This is a genomic window from Proteiniphilum sp. UBA1028 (genome assembly GCF_002316955.1).
In the GTDB taxonomy this organism is placed as follows: Bacteria; Bacteroidota; Bacteroidia; order Bacteroidales; family Dysgonomonadaceae; genus Proteiniphilum.
The window spans coordinates 1-20,575 of sequence record NZ_DCEN01000068.1; the positions used below are offsets into that span (position 1 = coordinate 1).

Sequence of the window (20,575 nt, forward strand, 5' to 3'; positions counted from 1 at the left end):
GCAGGACTGAAGGAACAGACCTGAATCATGTCGTTTTACCGCTGACGAACGTTGAGGAAATTATAAAAGAAGATGTGATTATAAAATTAGCCGATAAGCTCTGAAGAGTTTGGGAGGGTAAGCCCCGAAATGAATCAAGATGAAGCAACCCGTGTCATTTTCAAGAGTAAGCAACATGGTGTCATCGACCAGAGCGGAAGTAGGCAAAACAACAATAATCAACTATATAGGATATGTCAAAGATACCTGGCTGATTTCTTCGTTACAAAATATAGCCGGCAAGCTGGTTGATAAGGAAACCAAAAGGAGTTGAAGTGGATTTTTATATCCCTGGTGAAGCCATTGCCATTCAAGTGTGCTATGACCTTGATAACAGCGATGACACATTCGATAGAGAGGTTGGAGCATTATTGAAACTTTCCAACGTATTAGAATGTAAAAGGTTGATGATTATTAAGCGAGATAGTGAACAGATACTGAAAATTGATGATAAAACGATTGAAATTATTCTTTTAGTAAAAACTATTTTTTATGCGATTACCTGACTTGAAACATTTATTTGAAGTTCTGACTGCCAGATCCTTCTTGACAGTACTCATGCTTTTTGTTGCTGCCGTTGGCAGTGTACGTGCCGACAATACGCCGGAATATACCCTGCAGTGTGAAGGCATTGAACGGGTGTATCGGTTGCATATACCGGAAAACATGCCGGAGAATGGACCGCTGGTCATTGTACTGCATGGGTACGGTAATCCAACCCCGGACATATTAAACGAAACGGCCGACCGTCACCGCTTTGCGGTCTGTTACCCGCAGGGCGAGAAAGACGGCACGGGGAAGACAGGCTGGAATGTAGGGTATCCCTTTCAACACGATATGACGATTGACGACGTGGAATTTCTGACGCAGCTGGTCCGTCATCTGCAACAGAAGCATGGCTTCAGCAAACAGAATGTCTTTTGCGTGGGGATGTCGAACGGAGGGGAGATGTGTTATCAGTTGGCAGCCCGGGAACCGGATCTGTTTGCTGCCGTTGCGCCGGTATCCGGATTGATGATGGAATGGCTTTACAAAAGCGACAATTCTACCCACCCTGTTTCCCTCTTCGAAATCCACGGCACGGATGATAAGATTTCTGTCTGGGAAGGCGATCCCGATAATAAGGGGGGATGGGGTGAATATATTCCTGTGCCCCTTGCCGCACACTTCTGTGCGGCTAAGAACCGCTGCACGCTCATGCAAACCGATACGGTCATCGGAAAAGCGCCCAATAACCGCACAATCGTGAAGCACCGTTTTTCCGGTGGAACCAATGACAGTGAAGTGTGGTTGTATGAGATGATTGGAGGTGGACATTCCTGGTTCTGGGATGATTTGGATACGGGTGATGAGCTGTGGAAGTTCTTCAGCAGGTTTCTCAAATAAAGTAGATTGATACGGATATGAAATTAGATGATCTAGGATATAATGATAAAATTGAAAAATTAAGGATTGAGAATAACCTTGAAGACTTTGAAATTGGTAGAATAATTTCGGAACATAAAGAAAGATACATAGTTAAAACCGAAAAAGGCGAATTTAAAGCCAAGATTACTGGCATAACACTGATTTTAGTTCCACTGCTGTCTTTTGGGCAAGAGATCACATTCAAGATCGAAAAACTCTCAAAACCGGAGAGATTACTGTATTTACAATCATACGATGATATTTACAAAAACCGACTTAAAAATTGGCGAGCTAATTGAATAATCAACTAAGATATGATCCAGAATTTTGAAACGGAAAACATACGTAACAATCGTGGTACAAATTAAGAGGCAGCACATTCTAAAGCGATTACAGCAATTCTGGGCACTATTAGTATAGCGATAAGCGGGACACATTGAGTTCTATTTTTGTTTATTTCACGGAACCAGAGAAATCATCCGGAAAAGAGACTTTGTCTTTGATCCGTCCATCAAGCAGATGAATCCAGGTATCAAACTCACGCTTATTTTCTTTTAACTCCACTACACGAACACCATTCATTTGTGGTACGTAGGTTGTCCTCCAGCCACTGAAGCATCCGTAAGAAAGCGCAATATCATTATAGTTGACGATGTAATCATTTACATGTTCATGCCCGGTGAAAACACCCATCACATCCCGCATCTCACGCATTGCAAAATAGAGCCCCGTGTTGAGCTCGGGAGGGCATTCATCCTCAAGCCTCACCCCAAAACGAACGTTTTTTTCATCATTGAATGCTTGCCGGTATTCAGGCAGGGGAATGTGGAAGTATGCCAATGCCGGCAATGGCTTGAAGTTATTATCAATGGTGTATCGCAAGCTCTTATTCCTGTACCATTCAATTTGTTCAGGTGTAATCCATCCGTACCCCTTTATTCCGTCGATAGTAGAATAAGCTCCTGAGTCAAAACAGTAGATGAGTGAGTTTACTTTCAGATGTTTGTCACTTCCGTAAATGGGGATTACATCATTCATCACACCTGTAACGCCGGGTACTGAAATTGTATTGAGATTATAAGGGTAGGCTGTAATTATGCGGGCAATCTCCTCGCGAGTAAAGCCTTGCTCATGATCATGATTACCTAATGCCACGGCAAAAGGTATTTGACGATCGATAACGAATTTTGTAAGGGCATCCCATCCTTCCCGTACGGGGCGGCCGGTTACTATATCACCCGTAAAGACGACCATATCGGGCTTTTCAGCATCCAAAACACGGGATATAAGCAGTAAAGTTGTATCGGATTTCGGATTCCCGTGAATGTAGTGCATATCGGTAAACTGTACTATTTTAAAAGTACCGTCTTTTTTGAAGGAGAGTTTTTGTGCATTTAATGAAAAAACAAAAAACGATAAAAACAAAATTAGTATTGTCCTTTTAATCATAGGAATATTATTTTTATTGCATTGATTACTTAACTTTCACAAATATACATGTTTTAATCTATATTTGTTCGTTCCTGAGATTCCATTTTAGATGTTGCTTCTAATGGCGAAAGAGAATCGATTTCTACCAATCTATCTAATATTCAAAGCATTCAGCAATAATCTATAGAATTTTTCTTAGCAAAAATTCTTACAACCTTATAGCTAATTATAACAACTAATGCCGACATAACAGTGTTTGCTTCAAGCCCCAACATTGTGTCACTCAATATAATTATAACAACTAACGTTGACATAACAGCGTTGGAACGGGGCGAATATCACTCTATCTCTTGATAACTGGATTCAAGATTCGAGGTAACTCTGAATACTTTTGTCATGACATTGAAATTTTGATTACAATTACATGTATATCTGTTGTGATATGTGTGCGCAGGCTTCGGCGTAGACTTGGCGGTTTAAAAATCGATATTGGTTGAGCTGAATACGAAATCGAATGAGCACAATTCTGAAATTGAATTCCAATATTGTATATTTGTCATTCAATACAGATAGTTCAAATATTAATGTATGAGTCTCCTCCAATAAGTTTTTTTCTTGAAAATTTCACAAGATAAACACTGATTTTCAATATGTTGCAAACCAATAAAATTAGGTTTTGGGGTTTTCGGAGCAGACACAGTGATTATAATGACAAATCTTCTAATTTTAGATTCTTTCAAGCAGACTGATACTCTCAAAGCTGAAAATATTGTCATATCATAACACTCAAAATTAGTACATAACGTCATTTAATATAAATTTATACTGTCCTATTATTATTTTTTCACTATCTTTACGCGCGTTTTGATTTTATGTGCTCTGAATGCCATAAAAAAACTTCCCGGCGAAACTGAGAAGGAATAGCTGTGTTTATGAAATGATCACAAATACGGAATAATAATTGTTAAATAATAAATTGCGAACATGAATAAAAGTTCGATTAGATGTAAAGCACATCTGACCTGGTGTATGCTTTTGTTTTTTATTACTTCAATCAACTATGCTTCTGCACAAGACAGAGAGGCAAAAGGATCTGTTAAAGATGCTTACGGTGAATACCTGATTGGTGTGAATGTTGTACAGAAGGGTACCGCGAACGGTACTGTTACTGATATTGACGGTAACTTTACGTTAAAGGTACCGGCTAACTCGACAATCGTTTTTTCATATATAGGTTTTGAAAAACAGGAGAGGGTGTGGAACGGAAAAAGCAGAATAGATGTAACACTGAAAGAAGATGTTGCAATGCTTGACGATGTGGTGGTGATAGGTGCGTATGGCACGGTGCAGAAAAGAACCGACATGGTGGGCTCGGCATTCCAGGTAAACGCTGACAGAATAGAGACCTTACCGGTTGGACGTGTTGACAACCTCCTGGAAGGTATCGTTCCCGGACTGCAGGTGATGCCCAATTCCGATGATGCATCGAGCACCAAACAGCGGTTAAACCTGAGGGTGCGCGGAGAAGGATCCATGAGTGCATCGAAAGAACCGTTATGGATTGTTGACGGCACCCGTATCTTCAGTGGCGACAGAACAAATATGGTGGCAGGGATGAGTACCTCAATAAGTCCCCTCTCTTACCTGAATGCGGATGATATTGAAAGTATAACCATTTTGAAAGATGCGACGGAGACCTCGATATATGGTGCTGACGGTGCCAACGGGGTAATACTTGTAACAACAAAAGGGGGCTCCGCAGGCAAAACAAAAGTTGGGCTCTCTCTGCAAACGGGGGTAGCACAAATTAATCAGAGCGCCAGGTTTAAAGTGTTGAACGGAAGTGATTATCTGACGCTGGCCAGGGAGTCGTACCTGAATTCGGGGCGCGACCTGAATAGTTTTCCTTTTCAGGACAACGATCTGAATAGTTACAGCACTACCAATACCGACTGGTCTGAGGTGTATTATGATAACGGTTATCAGACAAACGCGTTCCTGTCTGTGATGGGAGGGAAAAACGACCTGAAGTACTATGTATCGGGAGGATATTACAACGGCCAGTCTACCGTTATCGGCAATAAACAGGAGCGTTATTCAATAAGAGGCAAGTTGGAGATAGATATGTCTCCCAAGTTTGACTTCTCTCTGATATACGCGGCATCGTATAACATAAATGATGTTTTTGTGCCTGGCAATGACTACTTTAAATATTTACCCATATACAGCCCGCTAAATGCCGACGGATCTTTCAGACTGTACAATAAAACGTTGTCGGGGCTTGATGCGTATGGCAATCCTACCTGGCAGACATCCCGTTTTTTAAACTCCGTGGCGGAGAGAGAAGAGAATGATAACAGGCAAAAAGCAGCAGTGACGAATGTTAATGCTATTCTGGGATATGACATAATAAAAGGGTTAACGTCTACTACCCAGTTCGGAATTGATTACCAGGGACTGAATGAAGACAGGTATAATGCAAGGACAAACTGGTCGGGGATGTCATCAACCGGGGAAAGAATAGGCTACTCATATAGGAATAACTCTACCTTCGTCACCTGGACAGCTATTGAGCGACTGAACTATGACAGGACGTTCGGGGTGCACCACGTTGGTGGATTACTGGGATTTGAAGCGAGCTCGAAAGATATAAGGACAATGGGATCGAGCGGTTCGGGCTTTATCAACGACAGGATTAAAGAGGTGTCTTACGCCGTGGACAAGAGAGGTAGCAGCGGAAGGAGTGTCTCCAGGTCTCTCTCTTACTTCCTGCAAGGCAATTATGATTTCGATCGGCGTTACTACTTTACCGTGAATGCCCGCAGAGATGGCAATTCTGGTTTTGGCTCGGATTCACAGTGGGGTAGCTTCGCATCGGCCGGTGCTTCATGGAATATCCACAACGAGAGCTTCTTCGAGGCTGACAACATTAATGTGCTGAAAGTAAAATTATCATACGGATCTAACGGCAACTCGAGAATAGGGTCGCAGGAGGCGCTTGGATTATACTCCTACGGAGAAAGCCATAACTATATGGGAGAGCTGGGCGGATCAATGTCGGGCAGCCCCAATAAAAAACTGAGTTGGGAAACAGCCTATATAACTAACCTGGGCATACGAATAAAGATGTTCAATCGCGCGGACCTGGAGATAGAGGCATATAATAAGAGGACAGTAAACCTGCTCAGCAACCTTGATGTGTCGAGAACTACAGGTGACACCAGAAGCTACCGTAACTCGGGGGAGATAATCAACCGGGGAGTAGAGGCCACATTAAATGTGGAGCTGTTAAGAAATAAAGATACCGACTGGTGGGTGGAGCTAAATGCTGCCCACAACAGAAACAAACTGGTTGAATTATATAATGGCCTTGAGAAAGTAATGGGCAATTATATCTGGAGAGAGGGACACGACCTGAACACATTCTATATTATACGCTGGGCGGGTGTGGACCCCAGGGACGGGTCCCCGCTATGGTATGACAGCGAAGGTAATCTCACCAGAATTTATAATGACCGGAACAGGGTTCCATGGAAATCTTCATCACCTATTCTGACAGGGGGACTGACTTCAAAATTCACATACAAGGATTTTTCAGTAAGAGCTCTCTTCTCATATGTAATGGGAGGATACGGATTTAGCACCTTCGGTCGCAACGTGATGTCTGACGGTCTGAACATCATGTCGGAAAACCAGTCTGTTAACCAGCTGGACAGATGGCAGAAGCCGGGAGATGTGGCCCTTTCTCCAAAACCGATCTGGGGAACATCAACAAAATCGGTGATGAGCTCCACTAGGCATATATATAAGACAACAAATGTAAAATTCAAAAATATTGCGCTGAGCTACTCACTGCCAGAGCGATTCTTAAAGCCTGCCGGTGTGGAGAGTTGCAGGATTAACCTGATAGGAGATAATCTGCTAATATGGACACCTTACGATAAGAAAGGCAGAAACAGCTATAAACAATCTATGAGCGGCTACCCGGTTGAAACCAGCTTTTCATTGGGGGTAGATTTGAGTTTTTAAATAGTGTGCAAAAAACAGAATAAACTTATGAAGTTAATATCAAAAATAGCGATCGTATTCACCATCTGTTTTTCAATAGCCTCCTGCGATTTTCTGGAGGTGGAGACTGTGGGAAGGACAACAATGCCCAACTTCTTTTCTGATGTTCCGGGATTAAAAGCGGGACTGACAGGGAGCTACAGTAAGATGTACAGTTATTATTCTTCTGAATTCTACAAATATCCCGAAGTGGCCGGCAATATGGTGGACCTGAATGTGGTGAGTGATGGAGTGGAGATGATCAATCAGTATAATTTCACCTCCGATCCGGAACAGGAAGTGGGTGCCGTGGGGTACATATGGAGAAAGGTACTGGAGGCCATGGCAAATGTGAACAATGTGCTGGAGTATGCGCCATCGTTGATTAATGCATTCCCGAACCAAAAGGCGGAGATTGAACAGGTGCAGGCACAGGCGCTGTTCATGAGGGCACTTTGCCATTTCGACCTTTACAGGGTTTACGCACAGCCCTATAACTATACGGCAGATGCTTCACACCCGGGAGTGCCGGTCTTACTGGTAACACCGGGGCCGGATGATCTGCCTTCACGTGCTACATCCAAAGAGGTGTTCGACCAGATAATAAAAGACCTGCAGGATGCTGAAGCATTGTTCGGCAACAAACCCATGCAAGATGCATATCATGTGTCGAAAGAGGCGGTATGGGCTTTGCTAAGCAGGGTTTACCTATATAAGGAAGATTGGGATAATGCCATTCTGTATGCTACAAAAGCAATGGATGGGATGCCGCTTGCACAGGGCGATGATTACCTGGCAATGTTTAATAACCTGACTGCAGGTAAAGAGGCAATATTGCGATTGAACGGGGTGCTGAAAAGCAAGTCACTGAGTACGTTCTTTTCGTCGGATAACCCGTTAGTGACAGCTGCTGACACATTGATGAGCTTGTACACAGACCCAGATGATATAAGATTGCAGCTGTTCGCACCTGATAATAACAATGAATTGAAGGTGACTACCAAATACAGAATAAAAGTGGGCTATACGCCTGAACAGGAAAGGTACGACCCCTTTATATTGAGGGTATCGGAGATGTACCTGAACAGGGCTGAAGCATATCTGAGAAAGGGAGATACGGCAAAAGCCGCAGGCGATCTGAAGGCTATTATTGCAAGGGCGTTGAACAAAAGCGTTTCGGATATTCAGATGAATTATAAAAATAACGAAGAACTGCTTCTCTTGATAAAAAAGGAGAGAGCCAGGGAGCTTTGTTTCGAAGGACATAACTTCTTCGATATTGTGAGGTATAAAGATGATCTGGTGAGAGGTGCAGGCACCGAATCTAACGTGAAGTATCTTCCGTATCCAAACGACTTGTTTGTACTGCCAATTCCTCAGTCTGAGCTAAATGCCAACACCAATATGCAGGGAAATCCAACGGTTAACAATTAATTGATTCGATTATGAGACTTACTAAAAAAAATATTCATTTCCTGGCTTTATCGATCCTGTTGTTCACATCATGCGGACTAGAGGAGAATCCCATTTATGATCTGAAATTTATTCACATTATGGTGAATGAATCTTCTACCGCGAATGTTTCAGAAAAAGCAAATATGATTGGTACCTATAACGTGTACCTGAGCGCTCCGGCTTCAAACGAGACAGTTACCGTTACCTATGAGATAATTGTTGGAGAGGGGCTGAAAGAGGGAGTGGACTACAAACTGCTGAATAAAGATAATAAACTCACATTCCTCCCAGGAATATACGATATGCCAATCCGCATCCAATGGATTGCCAATACTGTGGATCCGGCAAAAGATAATACGATTAAAATAAGATTGATCAGCAATGACAAGGGCTACTCAATAGGGTTACCCGGACCGGCGCAGAATCAATCGGAACTAACTATAACAAAATCATAATGCATTTCAAGAAAAAGCCACTTGTTCTAATAATTATATTCCTCTTTGCGGGGACTGTTTTTGCAAAAGATATTCAACAGCATCCCCAATTAATAAAAGGTACTCTTAAAAACGGGCTTACATACTATATCTATCCAAATGATTACCCCAAGGGGGAGGCTGTATACCGGCTGTTTATCAAATCGGGATCGGTAAATGAAACGGATGAACAGAGAGGGCTTGCCCACTTTCTGGAACATATGGCCTTTAATGGGACAAAACATTTTCACGGGAATGAGATAGTTAGCTTTCTGGAGTCAAAGGGGGCTAAATTCGGCAGAGACCTGAACGCCCACACCTCGTATAACGAAACCGTGTATAAATTAAAGCTTCCTACAACTGGGGGCATGGTGGATACAACACTGACCATACTTGCCGACTGGCTGGATGGGTTGCTGCTGGAAGAGGAGGAGATTGATTCGGAGCGGGGGGTGATTATGTCTGAGTGGCTCTCAAAGCAGAAACCGGAAGCAGAAGTGAGTGACGTGCTGCTGGATGAGCTGATGAACAACTCGATATTCGGAAAGAGAAAAGTGATCGGAGACACGGCTGTTATCCAAAATTTTAAATACAAAACACTGCGTAATTATTACGAGTCGTGGTACCGTCCCGGGCTTACTGCCGTTGCGGTTGTAGGTGATATTGACCCTGTGAAGGTTGAGAAGATGATAAAAAGTAAGTTCTCGGGGATGAAAGACATAAACAGGGATAATCCGGCAGAACACTCCATACCCGATTACGCCAGGGCGGAAGCAAGGGTGGTTATAAACAAGGATCTCCAAAAACCTGATCTGACAATGATCCAGCTTGTTCCTCTCTCGGAGCCGGTAAGAAAGGAAAGCGAGTATTATCCATATCTGCAACGCACTCTTTTGAACAGGTTGTTCAGAAACAGGCTGAATGCCCTTTCATTTACAAATAACAGCTATGCAAAAGGGAGCGTTGGTATTTCAGACTTTTTGAATACAAAAGGTATCCTGATGGCATCGGTAGAGTTGATGCCTAACAAAATTGAAGAGGGTGTCTCACTCTTTACATCACAGTTGTCACAAATATACAAGTACGGCTTTCTTCCCGCAGAGATTGAAAAGGTGAAAAGAGCATTCATCAGTTCAAAAGAAAGGGCTGCAAAATCGACACAACCGACCAGCTCTTCAGTACTGATGGACGAGGTCTATGCCGATTTCTACAAGGACTACATGATTACAACCCCGGAGGAAGAGTATCGCCTGACAAAAAAATATATAGACTGTATCGACTCGGTATCCATAGTCGATGAGTTACATCAGCTGGCTGACCCCGCCCGGACTCATTATATATTTTCATCCTTTGAAGAGAACAGCATAGCCGATTCTGTGCGGTTGCTTCAGTTTGTGGATTCCGTCCTTAACAAGGCGATTGACCCCTATCATATTGAGATTGAAGTGCCCTCTCAGTTACTGGAGGAGGAACCGGTAGCGGGACGAATTGTCAGCGAAAAAGAGATACCGGCGATTAAAGGAACAGAGCTTCTCTTGTCCAACGGAATAAGGCTGATATACAAAGAATCGGTGTCGGCTAAAGAAAGGATAAGCATGTCGGCATACAGGAAAGGCGGTTTGTTTGCTTTGGATTCAACCGACTATGTGAATGGCGTTTTCTCTCCCAATGTGATATCTCTTAGCGGGGCAGGTAATTTCTCCAGAGATGAGCTTTCATATTATCTCGCCGGCAGCTCTGCCTCGGTGAGGCTGCTGATTGAGAGTACCAGAGCCGGTATGGTTGCGGGATCATCGTCTGAAGATATTGAAACAATGTTTCAGCTATTGTATTTAAAATGGACACAGCCCAAAGCAGACCGTTCGGTATTTGAACTGGCAAAAAAAAGATCAATAGAAAACTACCAGAGTAAAAATATTACCGATCAGACCATTTTTTTCAGGGATCTGAACTACCTGATGAAGGGAGAAGATTATGTGACAAGGGAGATGACCGACTCGGTGATGGAAGCCCAGTTGCAGTTCGACCGCATGGTGCCGTTATTCCATCAGGCCTTTGGAGATGCCAACGGGTTCACCTTTGTGATTATTTCGGACATGGGGCTCGACAAGCTGACTCCCTACATAGAGAGATACATTGCTTCACTGCCCGCATCGGAGGGGAACCACGAAACGCCGTACCGGTACGACGGTGGAAAAATAAGGACCACTGCCGCGCAGCTGACACGTGCCGCCGGCGATTCGGAACGGGGCGTTGTCTCGCTGATCTTTCAGTATTCCGACATACCGGACGATACGCAACGCTTTGGCCTGCAAAGCGACCTGATGAGTGGCGTGCTGCGAACGAAGCTTCTCGCGGAGCTTCGCGAGAAGATGGGCATGGTGTACAGTGTAAGCGTGAGCGCCGGCTTGCGGAAATATCCTGCCGAACTGGCACGGAACACGATCTCCTTTGCCACAAATCCCGAAAACAGCCGGTTGCTGATAGACCAGGTCAGAACCATCCTGAACGAGATGGCCGCAAACCCGGAGAGTTTTGTCCCGGAACTGGAAAATGTGAAGCTGAGCCTGATCAACGACATGGCAGTGAACGTGCAGCGGGATACCTACTGGAGTTCTTATATAAGAAACACAACGTTTAATGAAGAAAACGACTGGGATTATATTTCCAACTTCCCGGATATTGTGCGCGGTATTAGCGCAGAGGAGTTGTCGGACTTCCTTGCTGCTTACTACAATGAAGACAGTATGATTGAAGCTATATTGCTTCCAAAACAAAAAAAACAGACTAATCACTAATCAATAAACAGATGTAATTATGAAATTGAAAAGTTTATTTCTGTCTGCCGGTATTTTACTGGCCGGCATACTGGCCTCCTGCTCAAGCGATGATCCGGAGGTGATTGTATATGAGGCCGGAATGACCTCCTTCGGATTCTATGTTGAAGACAATAAGGGATTGATTGTTCAGGATTATGAAGTATCCCCGGTGACACAAACGAACATCACAGTTCTGCTTCCTGAGGAAGTGGATAAAAGCAAGCTGGTGGCACGTTTTACTGTCACAGATAATGATGTTGTTAAAGTGGGTGACGTTGTGCAACAAAGCGGCGTGACAGCAAATGACTTCACGGTGCCGGTAGATTATTTTGTGTCGGAAGGTACTACAAACGTTAAGTACACAGTAACAATTGGCAAAGCTCCCGCTTATGTATGGACGGCGCTGCCTCCGGTAACAGGGGACTCGGCAGTATCGCTAGTTATGAAAGTGAGCCCCGACGGTACGCCATATATTGCCTACAAGATGGAAAGGGAAACTTCGGCGGATGAAGCGCTCGGCGTACTGGCACTGAAGGATGGCACCTGGTCGTCGCTCGGAAAGGTATCGGAAGGACGCGTGGGCTCCTACATGGACATGGCGTTCAACGCGGCGGGCATGCCGACCGTTTCGTATGTCGATTATACGAATAAAATCTCCCAGCAGGCATCGGTGAAAGTACTGAACGGTTCCACATGGAGTTTCGTTGGTGGTGCTACAGCTACTACTAATAAGGTTAGCTACCACACCATCAACTATTTGAATGATAATAAACTGATGTTGCTGGCTACGTACGATGCCAAAGACAATGTCCTTGCCAGAAGAGAACTGAGCGTAAACACATTCGAAAATGGTACCTGGACCAATAATACGACGATCCCGGGAAGGGCGTCGGACCTGGTGGCATACCTGCAGGTGTCGGAAACACTGGGTGATGTTCTCTACCTGGGTGTCTACAATGCCGTCTCGCCCAACAGTATTTCGGTGTATAAATATGCCAACAACAACTGGACGACGCTTCTTGACAAGTGGAGCGACGAGAAAGCGACGGCTATCAGCCTGAGAGATTTCGACATCGCCGTGAATCAGCAGGGTGACGTGTACGTGGCCTTTTCCGACAACAGCAACGACGGGGCGGAAAAAAGCAGGGTGATTAAAGTGGATGCGGAGACAAAACAGGTGACGCCGGTAGGCAACCCGATCAGCGCCGCCACGGGATCGTCGCTCAAATTTGACCTGGCCCTTTCCCCGCTGGGCGTACCGTACCTCTTCTATCGGAACGAAACCAATTTCCCCACGGTGGTGTCCCTCGATAAGGATACACAGGATTGGACTACTCCTCTTGTACTGGAAGCGAACGAAGCAAATGATCTGCACCTCGGGTTTGCTCCCGATGGCAAGGCTTACCTGGTATTTACAAAGAGCCGTAAGATTTTTAGCTATAAATATGATGCACCCGGACAATAAGGCTGCTGTTCCATAGCTTATGAGTGGAATGAAAGCTGTGCTGACCTGTCAATAATGACTTCCGGTCGCTTATAACATAGCGTATAAAAAGAATGAAAGGGTTTGACTGTCTATATCGGGTTGAACCCTTTCCTCATTTTAATTTCTTTCAATAAAAAAGAGATACCCTTATGATAAAAAAAACTAACACGCTGCTAATTATCTTTTGCATATTCGGCTCCTTTATATTCAGCTCTTATGTATTCAACTTGCATGCTCAAAAAAAATTCCGGTTTGTATTCATGGCTGATGTGCATTATCACGATAAAAACGATGCACCACGAGCCATCGATGCGGCTATTGACTCGATCAACAAGCTGAATCCGGACTTTATAATGGTTGGCGGAGATATTGTATATGATGCTCTGAGAAGGTCGCAGGACGATGCAGAAGGACAGGCCTCGCTGTTTCTGGAAAAAGCGGCAAAACTGAACGCCCCACTCTATTACGCTATTGGCAATCACGATCATTTTGGCGTTTACGACAGGAATACAGGGCTTAGTCACTCTCTCTTCGGCAAAAAATTCTATGAGAAGTATTTTGGTCCCCGCTACTACTCTTTTGACCATAAGGGATGGCATTTTATTACGCTGGATGATATTGTACTGACCGAAGGGCGAAGTTATGAGGGAAGGATCGATTCCATTCAGCTGGAGTGGCTTAAAAAAGATATCGGCCAAATTGCAGATACAATTCCGGTTGCCGTGATGGTGCATGTGCCACTGGTTACAACTCTTTCTCAGTGGTACGGGGGAGGAACGAATGCTAACAATAATAAAATTGCCATTGAGAACAGCGAGGAGGTTATCAGGCTGTTCAAAAATAAAAATCTACGGCTGATACTACAGGGACATATTCATTACTACGAGGTTTTGCATATACTGAACAGGACGACGGTGATCTCGGCTCCCTCATTTTCCGGCAAATGGTGGATAGGAAAAATGAATGAAATGGAAAAGGGCTTTGTACTGATTGATGTGAACAATGACAATAGCATTGATTATAAATATATTGATTACGATTACGACTATGTTTCCCGGTCACGGGATCTTCCCCTTGTCCCGGCTGGCGAGCGTTAATGCCGGAAAAAACCAGAATATGAATCTTGGGCGTTGAAATTTGTAAAGTTACTCTAAGAGAAGTAAATTACTGAAAATATTAGTTACATTTGTAAGTAAAGTTCATATGTTTAAAATATTGAATCTGTCTGATGAACTTTATTAACTAACTCAATATATTCTATGAAAAGGTATTGCCAGACACTGGACTTGAAAGATGATCCGATACTGATTGCCGCATATGTGGAGGAGCATGAAAATGTGTGGGGGGAGATATTAGAAGGGATCCGCGAAGTGGGTATCCTGGATATGCAAATCTATCTTCTTGGTAACAGATTGTTTATGATTGTGGATACAGTGGACGATTTCGACTGGGAAAAAGATAATGCGCGGCTGGCTTCTTTGCCACGCCAGAAAGAGTGGGAAGAGCATATGTCGAAATATCAGGCGTCACAACCGGAACAGCCATCATATAAGAAGTGGAGATTGATGGAGCAAATTTTTGGGCTGAACGACTGAAACGATTTTTGGGCTGAACAACTAAATATAATTTATAATGAAGAAGCTGCTGTCACTGCCGCAAAATGCGGTTGATAATTATCACGAGCTGCATGGACGCAGCCGTAATGAGTGGTTCTGTACATCGGATCCGAAGGAGAAACGACTGGGTTCGGGGAGCGGTACAACATGGCTGATGGAGGAGTGCCATAGGAATGAAGCTGCCGGAACGGACTTCGACACGTGGCTCGCAGCAGAGAAACGGATACTTATACACGCGGGGGGACAGAGCCGCAGACTGCCTGCATATGCTGTAACAGGTAAGGCTGGACTCCCGGTACCGGTGTTCCGATGGGCAAGAGGACAGAGGCTGCAACAGGATCTGATATCGTTGCAGCTGGCGTTGTACGAAAAGATAATGATGCTGGCACCTGATTCGTTGCGTACCTTCATTGTGAGCGGGGATGTGCTGATTCGTACTGAAATGGCGTTACAAGAGATTCCTGAGGCTGACGTGGTGTGCTACGGATTATGGGCCGACTCATCACTGGCGACACGCCATGGGGTTTTTTCGGCACGAAGGGACAGGCCGGAAGTGCTGGAAAGGATGATGCAAAAGCCATCGCTGAAAGAGCTGGAGAGCCTCTCGCATTCGCATTTTTTCCTTATGGATATTGGGCTGTGGTTGCTAAGCGACAGGGCGGTGAAACTGCTAATGGAGCGATCAAAAAAGGAGGATGGATCGTTAAAGTACTACGATCTGTACAGCGACTTTGGTCCGGCGTTGGGTACACATCCGAAGATAAAGGACAAGGAGATAAATAAACTGTCGGTAAAGATAATGCCTCTACTGGGTGGTGAGTTTTACCATTACGGTACTACACGCGAGATGATATCATCAACCCTGGCGATACAGAACAAGGTGTGCGATCAGCGGCTGATTATGCACAGGAAGATAAAACCTAACCCTGCTATCTTTACGCAAAACGCTGATATCGGCATCCCTTTCACTGAGGAAAACCATAACATATGGATTGAGAACTCTTGCATTGGAAGCGGATGGAGCATCTCTTCGGATAACGTGATCACAGGAGTGCCCGTGAACAACTGGCGAATGGTGGTGCCTGAGGGAATTTGCATTGATGTTGTGCCTGTGGGTGAACAGAAATACGCGGTCAGGCCATACGGGATGGAGGACCTGTTCAAAGGGGAGATAGGCTCGCCGGCGACGTTGTGGATGGGACGACCGGTTACGCAGTGGCTGAATGAGCGGGGAATGGATATTACTGTCCTGCAGGGCGGCACAGGAGATATTCAGCACTGCAGGCTGTTCCCCTGCATGGAGTCGCTGCAGAAGATGGAGATGGTGCTGAAATGGATGATAGGCACTGATGGAGCTGATGATGAAGGAAGACAAATATGGCTGGACTCACAAAAGCTATCTGCGGACGAACTGATGGAGAGAGCTTCGCTGTTGAGACTGTATGAGCAGCGAGAGAAATTCAGAAGAAAAAACTATGTGATGCTGGAAAGGAATTTTGAAAAGAGTATTTTCTACCAGCTTGATCTGAGTGATGTGGCAAAGGATTATAGCTTCATGGGGCTGCCGCCACCGGAGACACTTTCTCCAATGGCAGATGAGATGCAGCAGATACATAACAGGATGCTGCGATCGAGGATATTCTCCTTGCAAGGTGACGCGGCAAAGGCGGACACAGAGGAACAGGAGGCTTTTAAGCTGTTGCGCAACGCTATGGCGGAGGCTGTGGAAAATATGAAGCGGACGCCGCGGCTATCTGCTTTGCCTGACCAGATTGTGTGGGGAAGGAGCCCGGTGAGGATAGACCTGGCGGGAGGATGGACAGATACGCCGCCTTTCTCGCTCTACTCTGGAGGGAACGTGGTGAACGCAGCTATAGAACTGAACGGACAGCAGCCGCTGCAGGTGTACATTAAACCCTGCAGGGAATACCAGATTGTGATGCGCTCAATTGATATGGGGGCTATGGAGACGGTGGAGAGCTATGAGGAGCTGAGGGATTACAGGAGGCTGGGATCGCCATTCTCGATACCAAAAGCGGCTTTGGCGCTGTGCGGATTCATACCTGAATTTTCTGCCGAACGGTACTGCTCACTGAAGGAGCAGCTGCAGGCTTTCGGATCGGGAATGGAGCTGACACTGCTTGCAGCAATACCGGCCGGATCGGGGTTAGGGACGAGTTCTATACTGGCTTCCACGGTACTGGGTGCACTAAACGATTTCTGCGGACTGCAGTGGACAAAACAGGGTATATGTACAAACACGCTGGTGCTGGAGCAACTGCTGACAAGCGGAGGTGGATGGCAGGACCAGTACGGAGGTGTTTTTCACGGGGTTAAAATGCTGCAGTCGGAACGGGGATTCATGCAGAAACCACAGATAGGATGGCTGCCCGACTTCCTGTTCACAGATGGGGCTTACAGAAGTTGCCACCTGCTTTATTACACAGGAATTACACGCGTTGCAAAGAGTATTCTGGGAGAGATAGTGCGGGGGATGTTTCTTAACTCGGCGAACCATCTGTCGATATTGAATGATATTAAGGTGCATGCGACGGAGATGGCGGACTGCATTCAGACTGGCGATTTTGAGAGGTATGGTAAGCTGGTGCTTAAAACATGGGAACAAAAGAAGATGATAGACTGCGGTACCAATACTCCCGATGTGGAAAAGATTATTGCTCTTATCAGAGATTATACTCTGGGGTACCAGCTGCCCGGTGCCGGAGGAGGCGGGTATCTATACATGGTGGCGAAAGATCCTGATGCCGCCGGACATATCCGAAGGATTCTTAACGAATACAGGCCTAACGACAAGGCAAGATTTGTGGATATGGAGCTATCAGGTAAAGGGTTCCGGGTTTCACGCTCGTAATTGTTTCACACTAATAATTCATTGCCCTGGCATGATTGCCTAATGTAAACCGTGATTGTGCCGGGGTTGTTGATATTTATCCGTTATAACCGGGTGATATGCACTGCAAGCTGTTTTAAGTCATTTTCCTCCAACCCCGGAGCCAATGTTATAACCAGCTGATATGCACAGCAAGTCCAAACAAAAGAATATCAATTTTCGGGTCGAATCAGTAAAAAACAAAACCGATTTTAACGGATTGCATAATAATGTTTGCCAGGGTATTTATGTGAATTTTGTGCATAAAAGACTTATTGGAGGAAACTTATTTTGTATAAGTAAATTTATCGATCTATTATTTGAACTATTTCCATTGTACAAAGTTATATTTTATCTTTGCAAAGATAAGAATTATAAAATATGATTATGAAAAAGACAGCTCTTATAACAGGAATAACAGGACAGGACGGCTCCTATCTGGCGGAATTGCTGATTGACAAAGGATACGAGGTGCATGGTTTTCTGCGGCGCTCGTCATCGTTCAACACGGGACGAATTGAACATCTCTACTTAGATGAGTGGGTACGTGACATGAAACAACAGCGGCTGATAAACCTGCATTACGCTGATATGACTGACTCGAGCTCGCTTATAAGGGTGATACAGGCTATACAACCTGATGAGATATACAACCTGGCGGCACAGAGCCATGTGAAGGTGAGCTTTGATGTGCCGGAATACACGGCCGAAACGGATGCGGTGGGTACACTGAGGCTGCTGGAGGCGGTACGAATACTGGGATTAGAGAAGAAGACGCGGATATACCAGGCATCGACCTCGGAGCTGTTCGGACTGGTGCAGGAGGTGCCGCAGAAAGAGACGACGCCTTTCTACCCGCGAAGCCCTTACGGGGTGGCTAAACTGTACGGTTTCTGGATAACGAAGAACTACCGGGAGTCATATGGTATGTTCGCGGTAAACGGGATCCTTTTCAACCACGAGAGTGAACGGCGTGGCGAGACATTCGTGACACGAAAGATAACGATTGCGGTGGCACGTATAGCACAGGGTATGCAGGATAAGTTGTACCTGGGTAACCTTGATGCGAAACGGGACTGGGGCTACGCGAAGGATTACGTAGAGTGTATGTGGCTGATGCTGCAACACGCTGAGCCGGAGGACTTTGTTATTGCCACTGGAGAGATGCACTCGGTGCGCGAGTTCTGTACTCTGGCTTTTGCCGAAGTAGGTATCAATCTGCGATGGGAGGGCTCGGGTATAGATGAAAAAGGTGTGGACAGGAATACCGGCAGAATACTGGTGGAGGTGGATCCTAAATATTTTCGTCCCGCCGAGGTGGAGCAGCTACTTGGGGACCCCACCAAAGCACGTACGATACTGGGATGGAACCCTACCAAAACATCGTTCCCCGATCTTATCAGGAAAATGGTGGAGCATGATATGAGGTTTGTCAGAAAGTTAAAACTTAACTCGACTGTCAAGTAAGATAGGCGATAAGGGTTGTTAATTCGTGCTCTTCTTGCCGGAAAACAATGCCTGATATTCAATTCTCAGAGGTTTATTTTCTATTTGAAAAAGCCTAAATGTAAATTTTACAACGATGAATAAAAATTCGAAAATATATGTCGCGGGACATAGGGGACTGGTGGGTTCGGCTATATGGAAGATTATGCTGGAGAAAGGTTATACAAACCTGACGGGGCGGACACATAAAGAGCTGGACCTGCTGGATGCAGAGGCGGTATCACGGTTCTTCGAGGAGGAGAAGCCGGAATATGTGTTTCTGGCGGCAGCACACGTGGGGGGTATCATCGCCAACAACACCTACCGGGCTGATTTTATATACCAGAACCTGCAAATACAGAACAATGTTATTGGGGAGAGCTGGCGCAACGGGGTGAAGAAACTGCTTTTCCTTGGAAGCACATGCATATACCCGAAAGAGGCGCCTCAGCCAATGACGGAAGATGCGCTGCTGACGGGACCATTGGAATACACCAACGAGCCGTACGCGATAGCTAAAATAGCGGGGCTCAAGATGTGTGAAAGCTTTAACCTGCAACACGGGACCAACTTTATAGCGGTGATGCCTACAAACCTGTATGGGCCGAACGATAACTTCGACCTGGAAAAGAGTCATGTGCTGCCGGCAATGATCCGGAAGATTCATCTTGCGAAATGCCTAATGGAGGGTGACCATGACGAGATACGGAAAGACTTGAACGCGCGACCTGCAGAGGGTGTGCCTGGCAGTGCACCGGATGAGGTGATAACCGCCCTGCTTAACAGGTATGGCATATATGCCGACAGAGTTGAGCTGTGGGGCACAGGGAAGCCGCTACGGGAATTTCTGTGGAGCGAGGAGATGGCAGATGCTTGCGTCTTTATAATGGAGAGGGTTGATTTTGCCGACCTGAAAGGTTCCGGCAGTGAGGTGCGAAACTGCCATATAAATATAGGTACAGGGAAGGAGATCAGCATACGCGACCTGGCATACCTCATCAGGGAGACTGTAGGATACCGGGGTAACATTGTTTTTGATGCTTCTAAACCAGACGGGACGATGCGAAAGCTGACGGATGTCTCGAAGCTGAACAACCTGGGATGGAAGCACTCTATTGAGATTGAAGAGGGGGTGAAAAAGATGTACGACTGGTACCTTAAAGCGACAGCATTGGTTAACTTTGTTATTGAATGAGAACAGTCCGGATATGAACAAAAATGTACGGAATATAATAAAAAACGTTCCGATTTGCGGTCGCGCGCAACCCCCTTGTCTTTGACTAACGCTTCCTATCAACTCATGCATACAGGAACTTTTATCCTGCACGCTTAATACCATGCTCTATATATAAATAAAAAAAGCATTCAATGAATGCTTTTCCGAAAACCTGGAGGGTTTTAATCTGAGCGGAAGACGGGACTCGAAC

General features: G+C 45.2%; 15 protein-coding genes. 14 read left to right on the top strand and 1 reads right to left on the bottom strand.

The features are described 5' to 3' along the window. Window positions 1-139: 139 nt before the first annotated feature. The 4 genes from B3Z75_RS11400 to B3Z75_RS11415 are packed head-to-tail and all read left to right on the top strand — an operon-like array spanning window position 140 to window position 1,745. On the top strand, window positions 140-313 hold the full coding sequence (locus B3Z75_RS11400; protein WP_286847235.1) for a hypothetical protein: 174 nt from the start codon (window positions 140-142) through the stop codon (window positions 311-313). 1 nt (window position 314) lies between these two features. Further along, window positions 315-545: a hypothetical protein gene (locus B3Z75_RS11405; protein ID WP_286832798.1), complete on the top strand. Its 231-nt coding sequence runs from the start codon at window positions 315-317 to the stop codon at window positions 543-545. After that, a complete protein-coding gene (locus B3Z75_RS11410; protein WP_286832800.1) occupies window positions 532-1,425 on the top strand; it encodes an alpha/beta hydrolase family esterase in 894 nt (297 codons plus the stop codon). The genes B3Z75_RS11405 and B3Z75_RS11410 overlap by 14 nt, the downstream gene beginning before the upstream one ends. Before the next feature lie 17 nt (window positions 1,426-1,442). After that, the gene (locus B3Z75_RS11415) at window positions 1,443-1,745 is read left to right on the top strand and encodes a hypothetical protein (protein WP_286832802.1); all 303 of its coding nucleotides are present in this window, start codon (window positions 1,443-1,445) and stop codon (window positions 1,743-1,745) included. A 154-nt stretch (window positions 1,746-1,899) separates the two neighbouring features. Here the strand turns inward: B3Z75_RS11415 and B3Z75_RS11420 are convergent, their stop codons facing one another. Further along, complete coding sequence (locus B3Z75_RS11420; protein ID WP_286832803.1) at window positions 1,900-2,895, bottom strand: metallophosphoesterase family protein; 996 nt, start codon at window positions 2,893-2,895, stop codon at window positions 1,900-1,902. Between the two features lie 966 nt (window positions 2,896-3,861). On the opposite strand from B3Z75_RS11420, the gene B3Z75_RS11425 reads away from it, so the two are divergent. The 10 genes from B3Z75_RS11425 (at window position 3,862) to B3Z75_RS11470 (ending at window position 20,343) form a co-directional block, all read left to right on the top strand. Further along, window positions 3,862-6,906, top strand: coding sequence for a SusC/RagA family TonB-linked outer membrane protein (locus tag B3Z75_RS11425; RefSeq protein ID WP_286847234.1), 3,045 nt, complete (start codon window positions 3,862-3,864; stop codon window positions 6,904-6,906). A 27-nt stretch (window positions 6,907-6,933) separates the two neighbouring features. Further along, entirely contained in the window at window positions 6,934-8,358 is a 1,425-nt protein-coding gene (locus tag B3Z75_RS11430) for a RagB/SusD family nutrient uptake outer membrane protein (protein WP_286832806.1), read from the top strand. Between the two features lie 11 nt (window positions 8,359-8,369). Next, window positions 8,370-8,834 carry a hypothetical protein gene (locus B3Z75_RS11435; RefSeq protein ID WP_286832807.1) on the top strand — a complete coding sequence of 155 codons (465 nt, stop codon included), beginning with the start codon at window positions 8,370-8,372 and terminating at the stop codon, window positions 8,832-8,834. Continuing rightward, a complete protein-coding gene (locus tag B3Z75_RS11440) occupies window positions 8,834-11,650 on the top strand; it encodes a M16 family metallopeptidase (RefSeq protein ID WP_286845668.1) in 2,817 nt (938 codons plus the stop codon). Before B3Z75_RS11435 ends, B3Z75_RS11440 begins: the two co-directional genes overlap by 1 nt. 19 nt (window positions 11,651-11,669) lie before the next feature. After that, window positions 11,670-13,136, top strand: a complete 1,467-nt coding sequence (locus B3Z75_RS11445; RefSeq protein WP_238865921.1) for a hypothetical protein — start codon at window positions 11,670-11,672, stop codon at window positions 13,134-13,136. Between the two features lie 170 nt (window positions 13,137-13,306). Continuing rightward, window positions 13,307-14,254, top strand: coding sequence for a metallophosphoesterase family protein (locus B3Z75_RS11450; protein WP_238865920.1), 948 nt, complete (start codon window positions 13,307-13,309; stop codon window positions 14,252-14,254). A gap of 162 nt (window positions 14,255-14,416) precedes the next feature. Then, window positions 14,417-14,752, top strand: coding sequence for an L-rhamnose mutarotase (locus B3Z75_RS11455; protein ID WP_238865918.1), 336 nt, complete (start codon window positions 14,417-14,419; stop codon window positions 14,750-14,752). A 37-nt stretch (window positions 14,753-14,789) separates the two neighbouring features. After that, a complete protein-coding gene (locus B3Z75_RS11460; protein WP_238865916.1) occupies window positions 14,790-17,645 on the top strand; it encodes a bifunctional fucokinase/fucose-1-phosphate guanylyltransferase in 2,856 nt (951 codons plus the stop codon). A gap of 405 nt (window positions 17,646-18,050) precedes the next feature. After that, window positions 18,051-19,130: a GDP-mannose 4,6-dehydratase gene (gmd, locus tag B3Z75_RS11465; RefSeq protein ID WP_238865914.1), complete on the top strand. Its 1,080-nt coding sequence runs from the start codon at window positions 18,051-18,053 to the stop codon at window positions 19,128-19,130. 115 nt (window positions 19,131-19,245) lie between these two features. Next, on the top strand, window positions 19,246-20,343 hold the full coding sequence (locus B3Z75_RS11470; RefSeq protein WP_238865912.1) for a GDP-L-fucose synthase family protein: 1,098 nt from the start codon (window positions 19,246-19,248) through the stop codon (window positions 20,341-20,343). The last annotated feature ends 232 nt before the right edge of the window (window positions 20,344-20,575 follow it).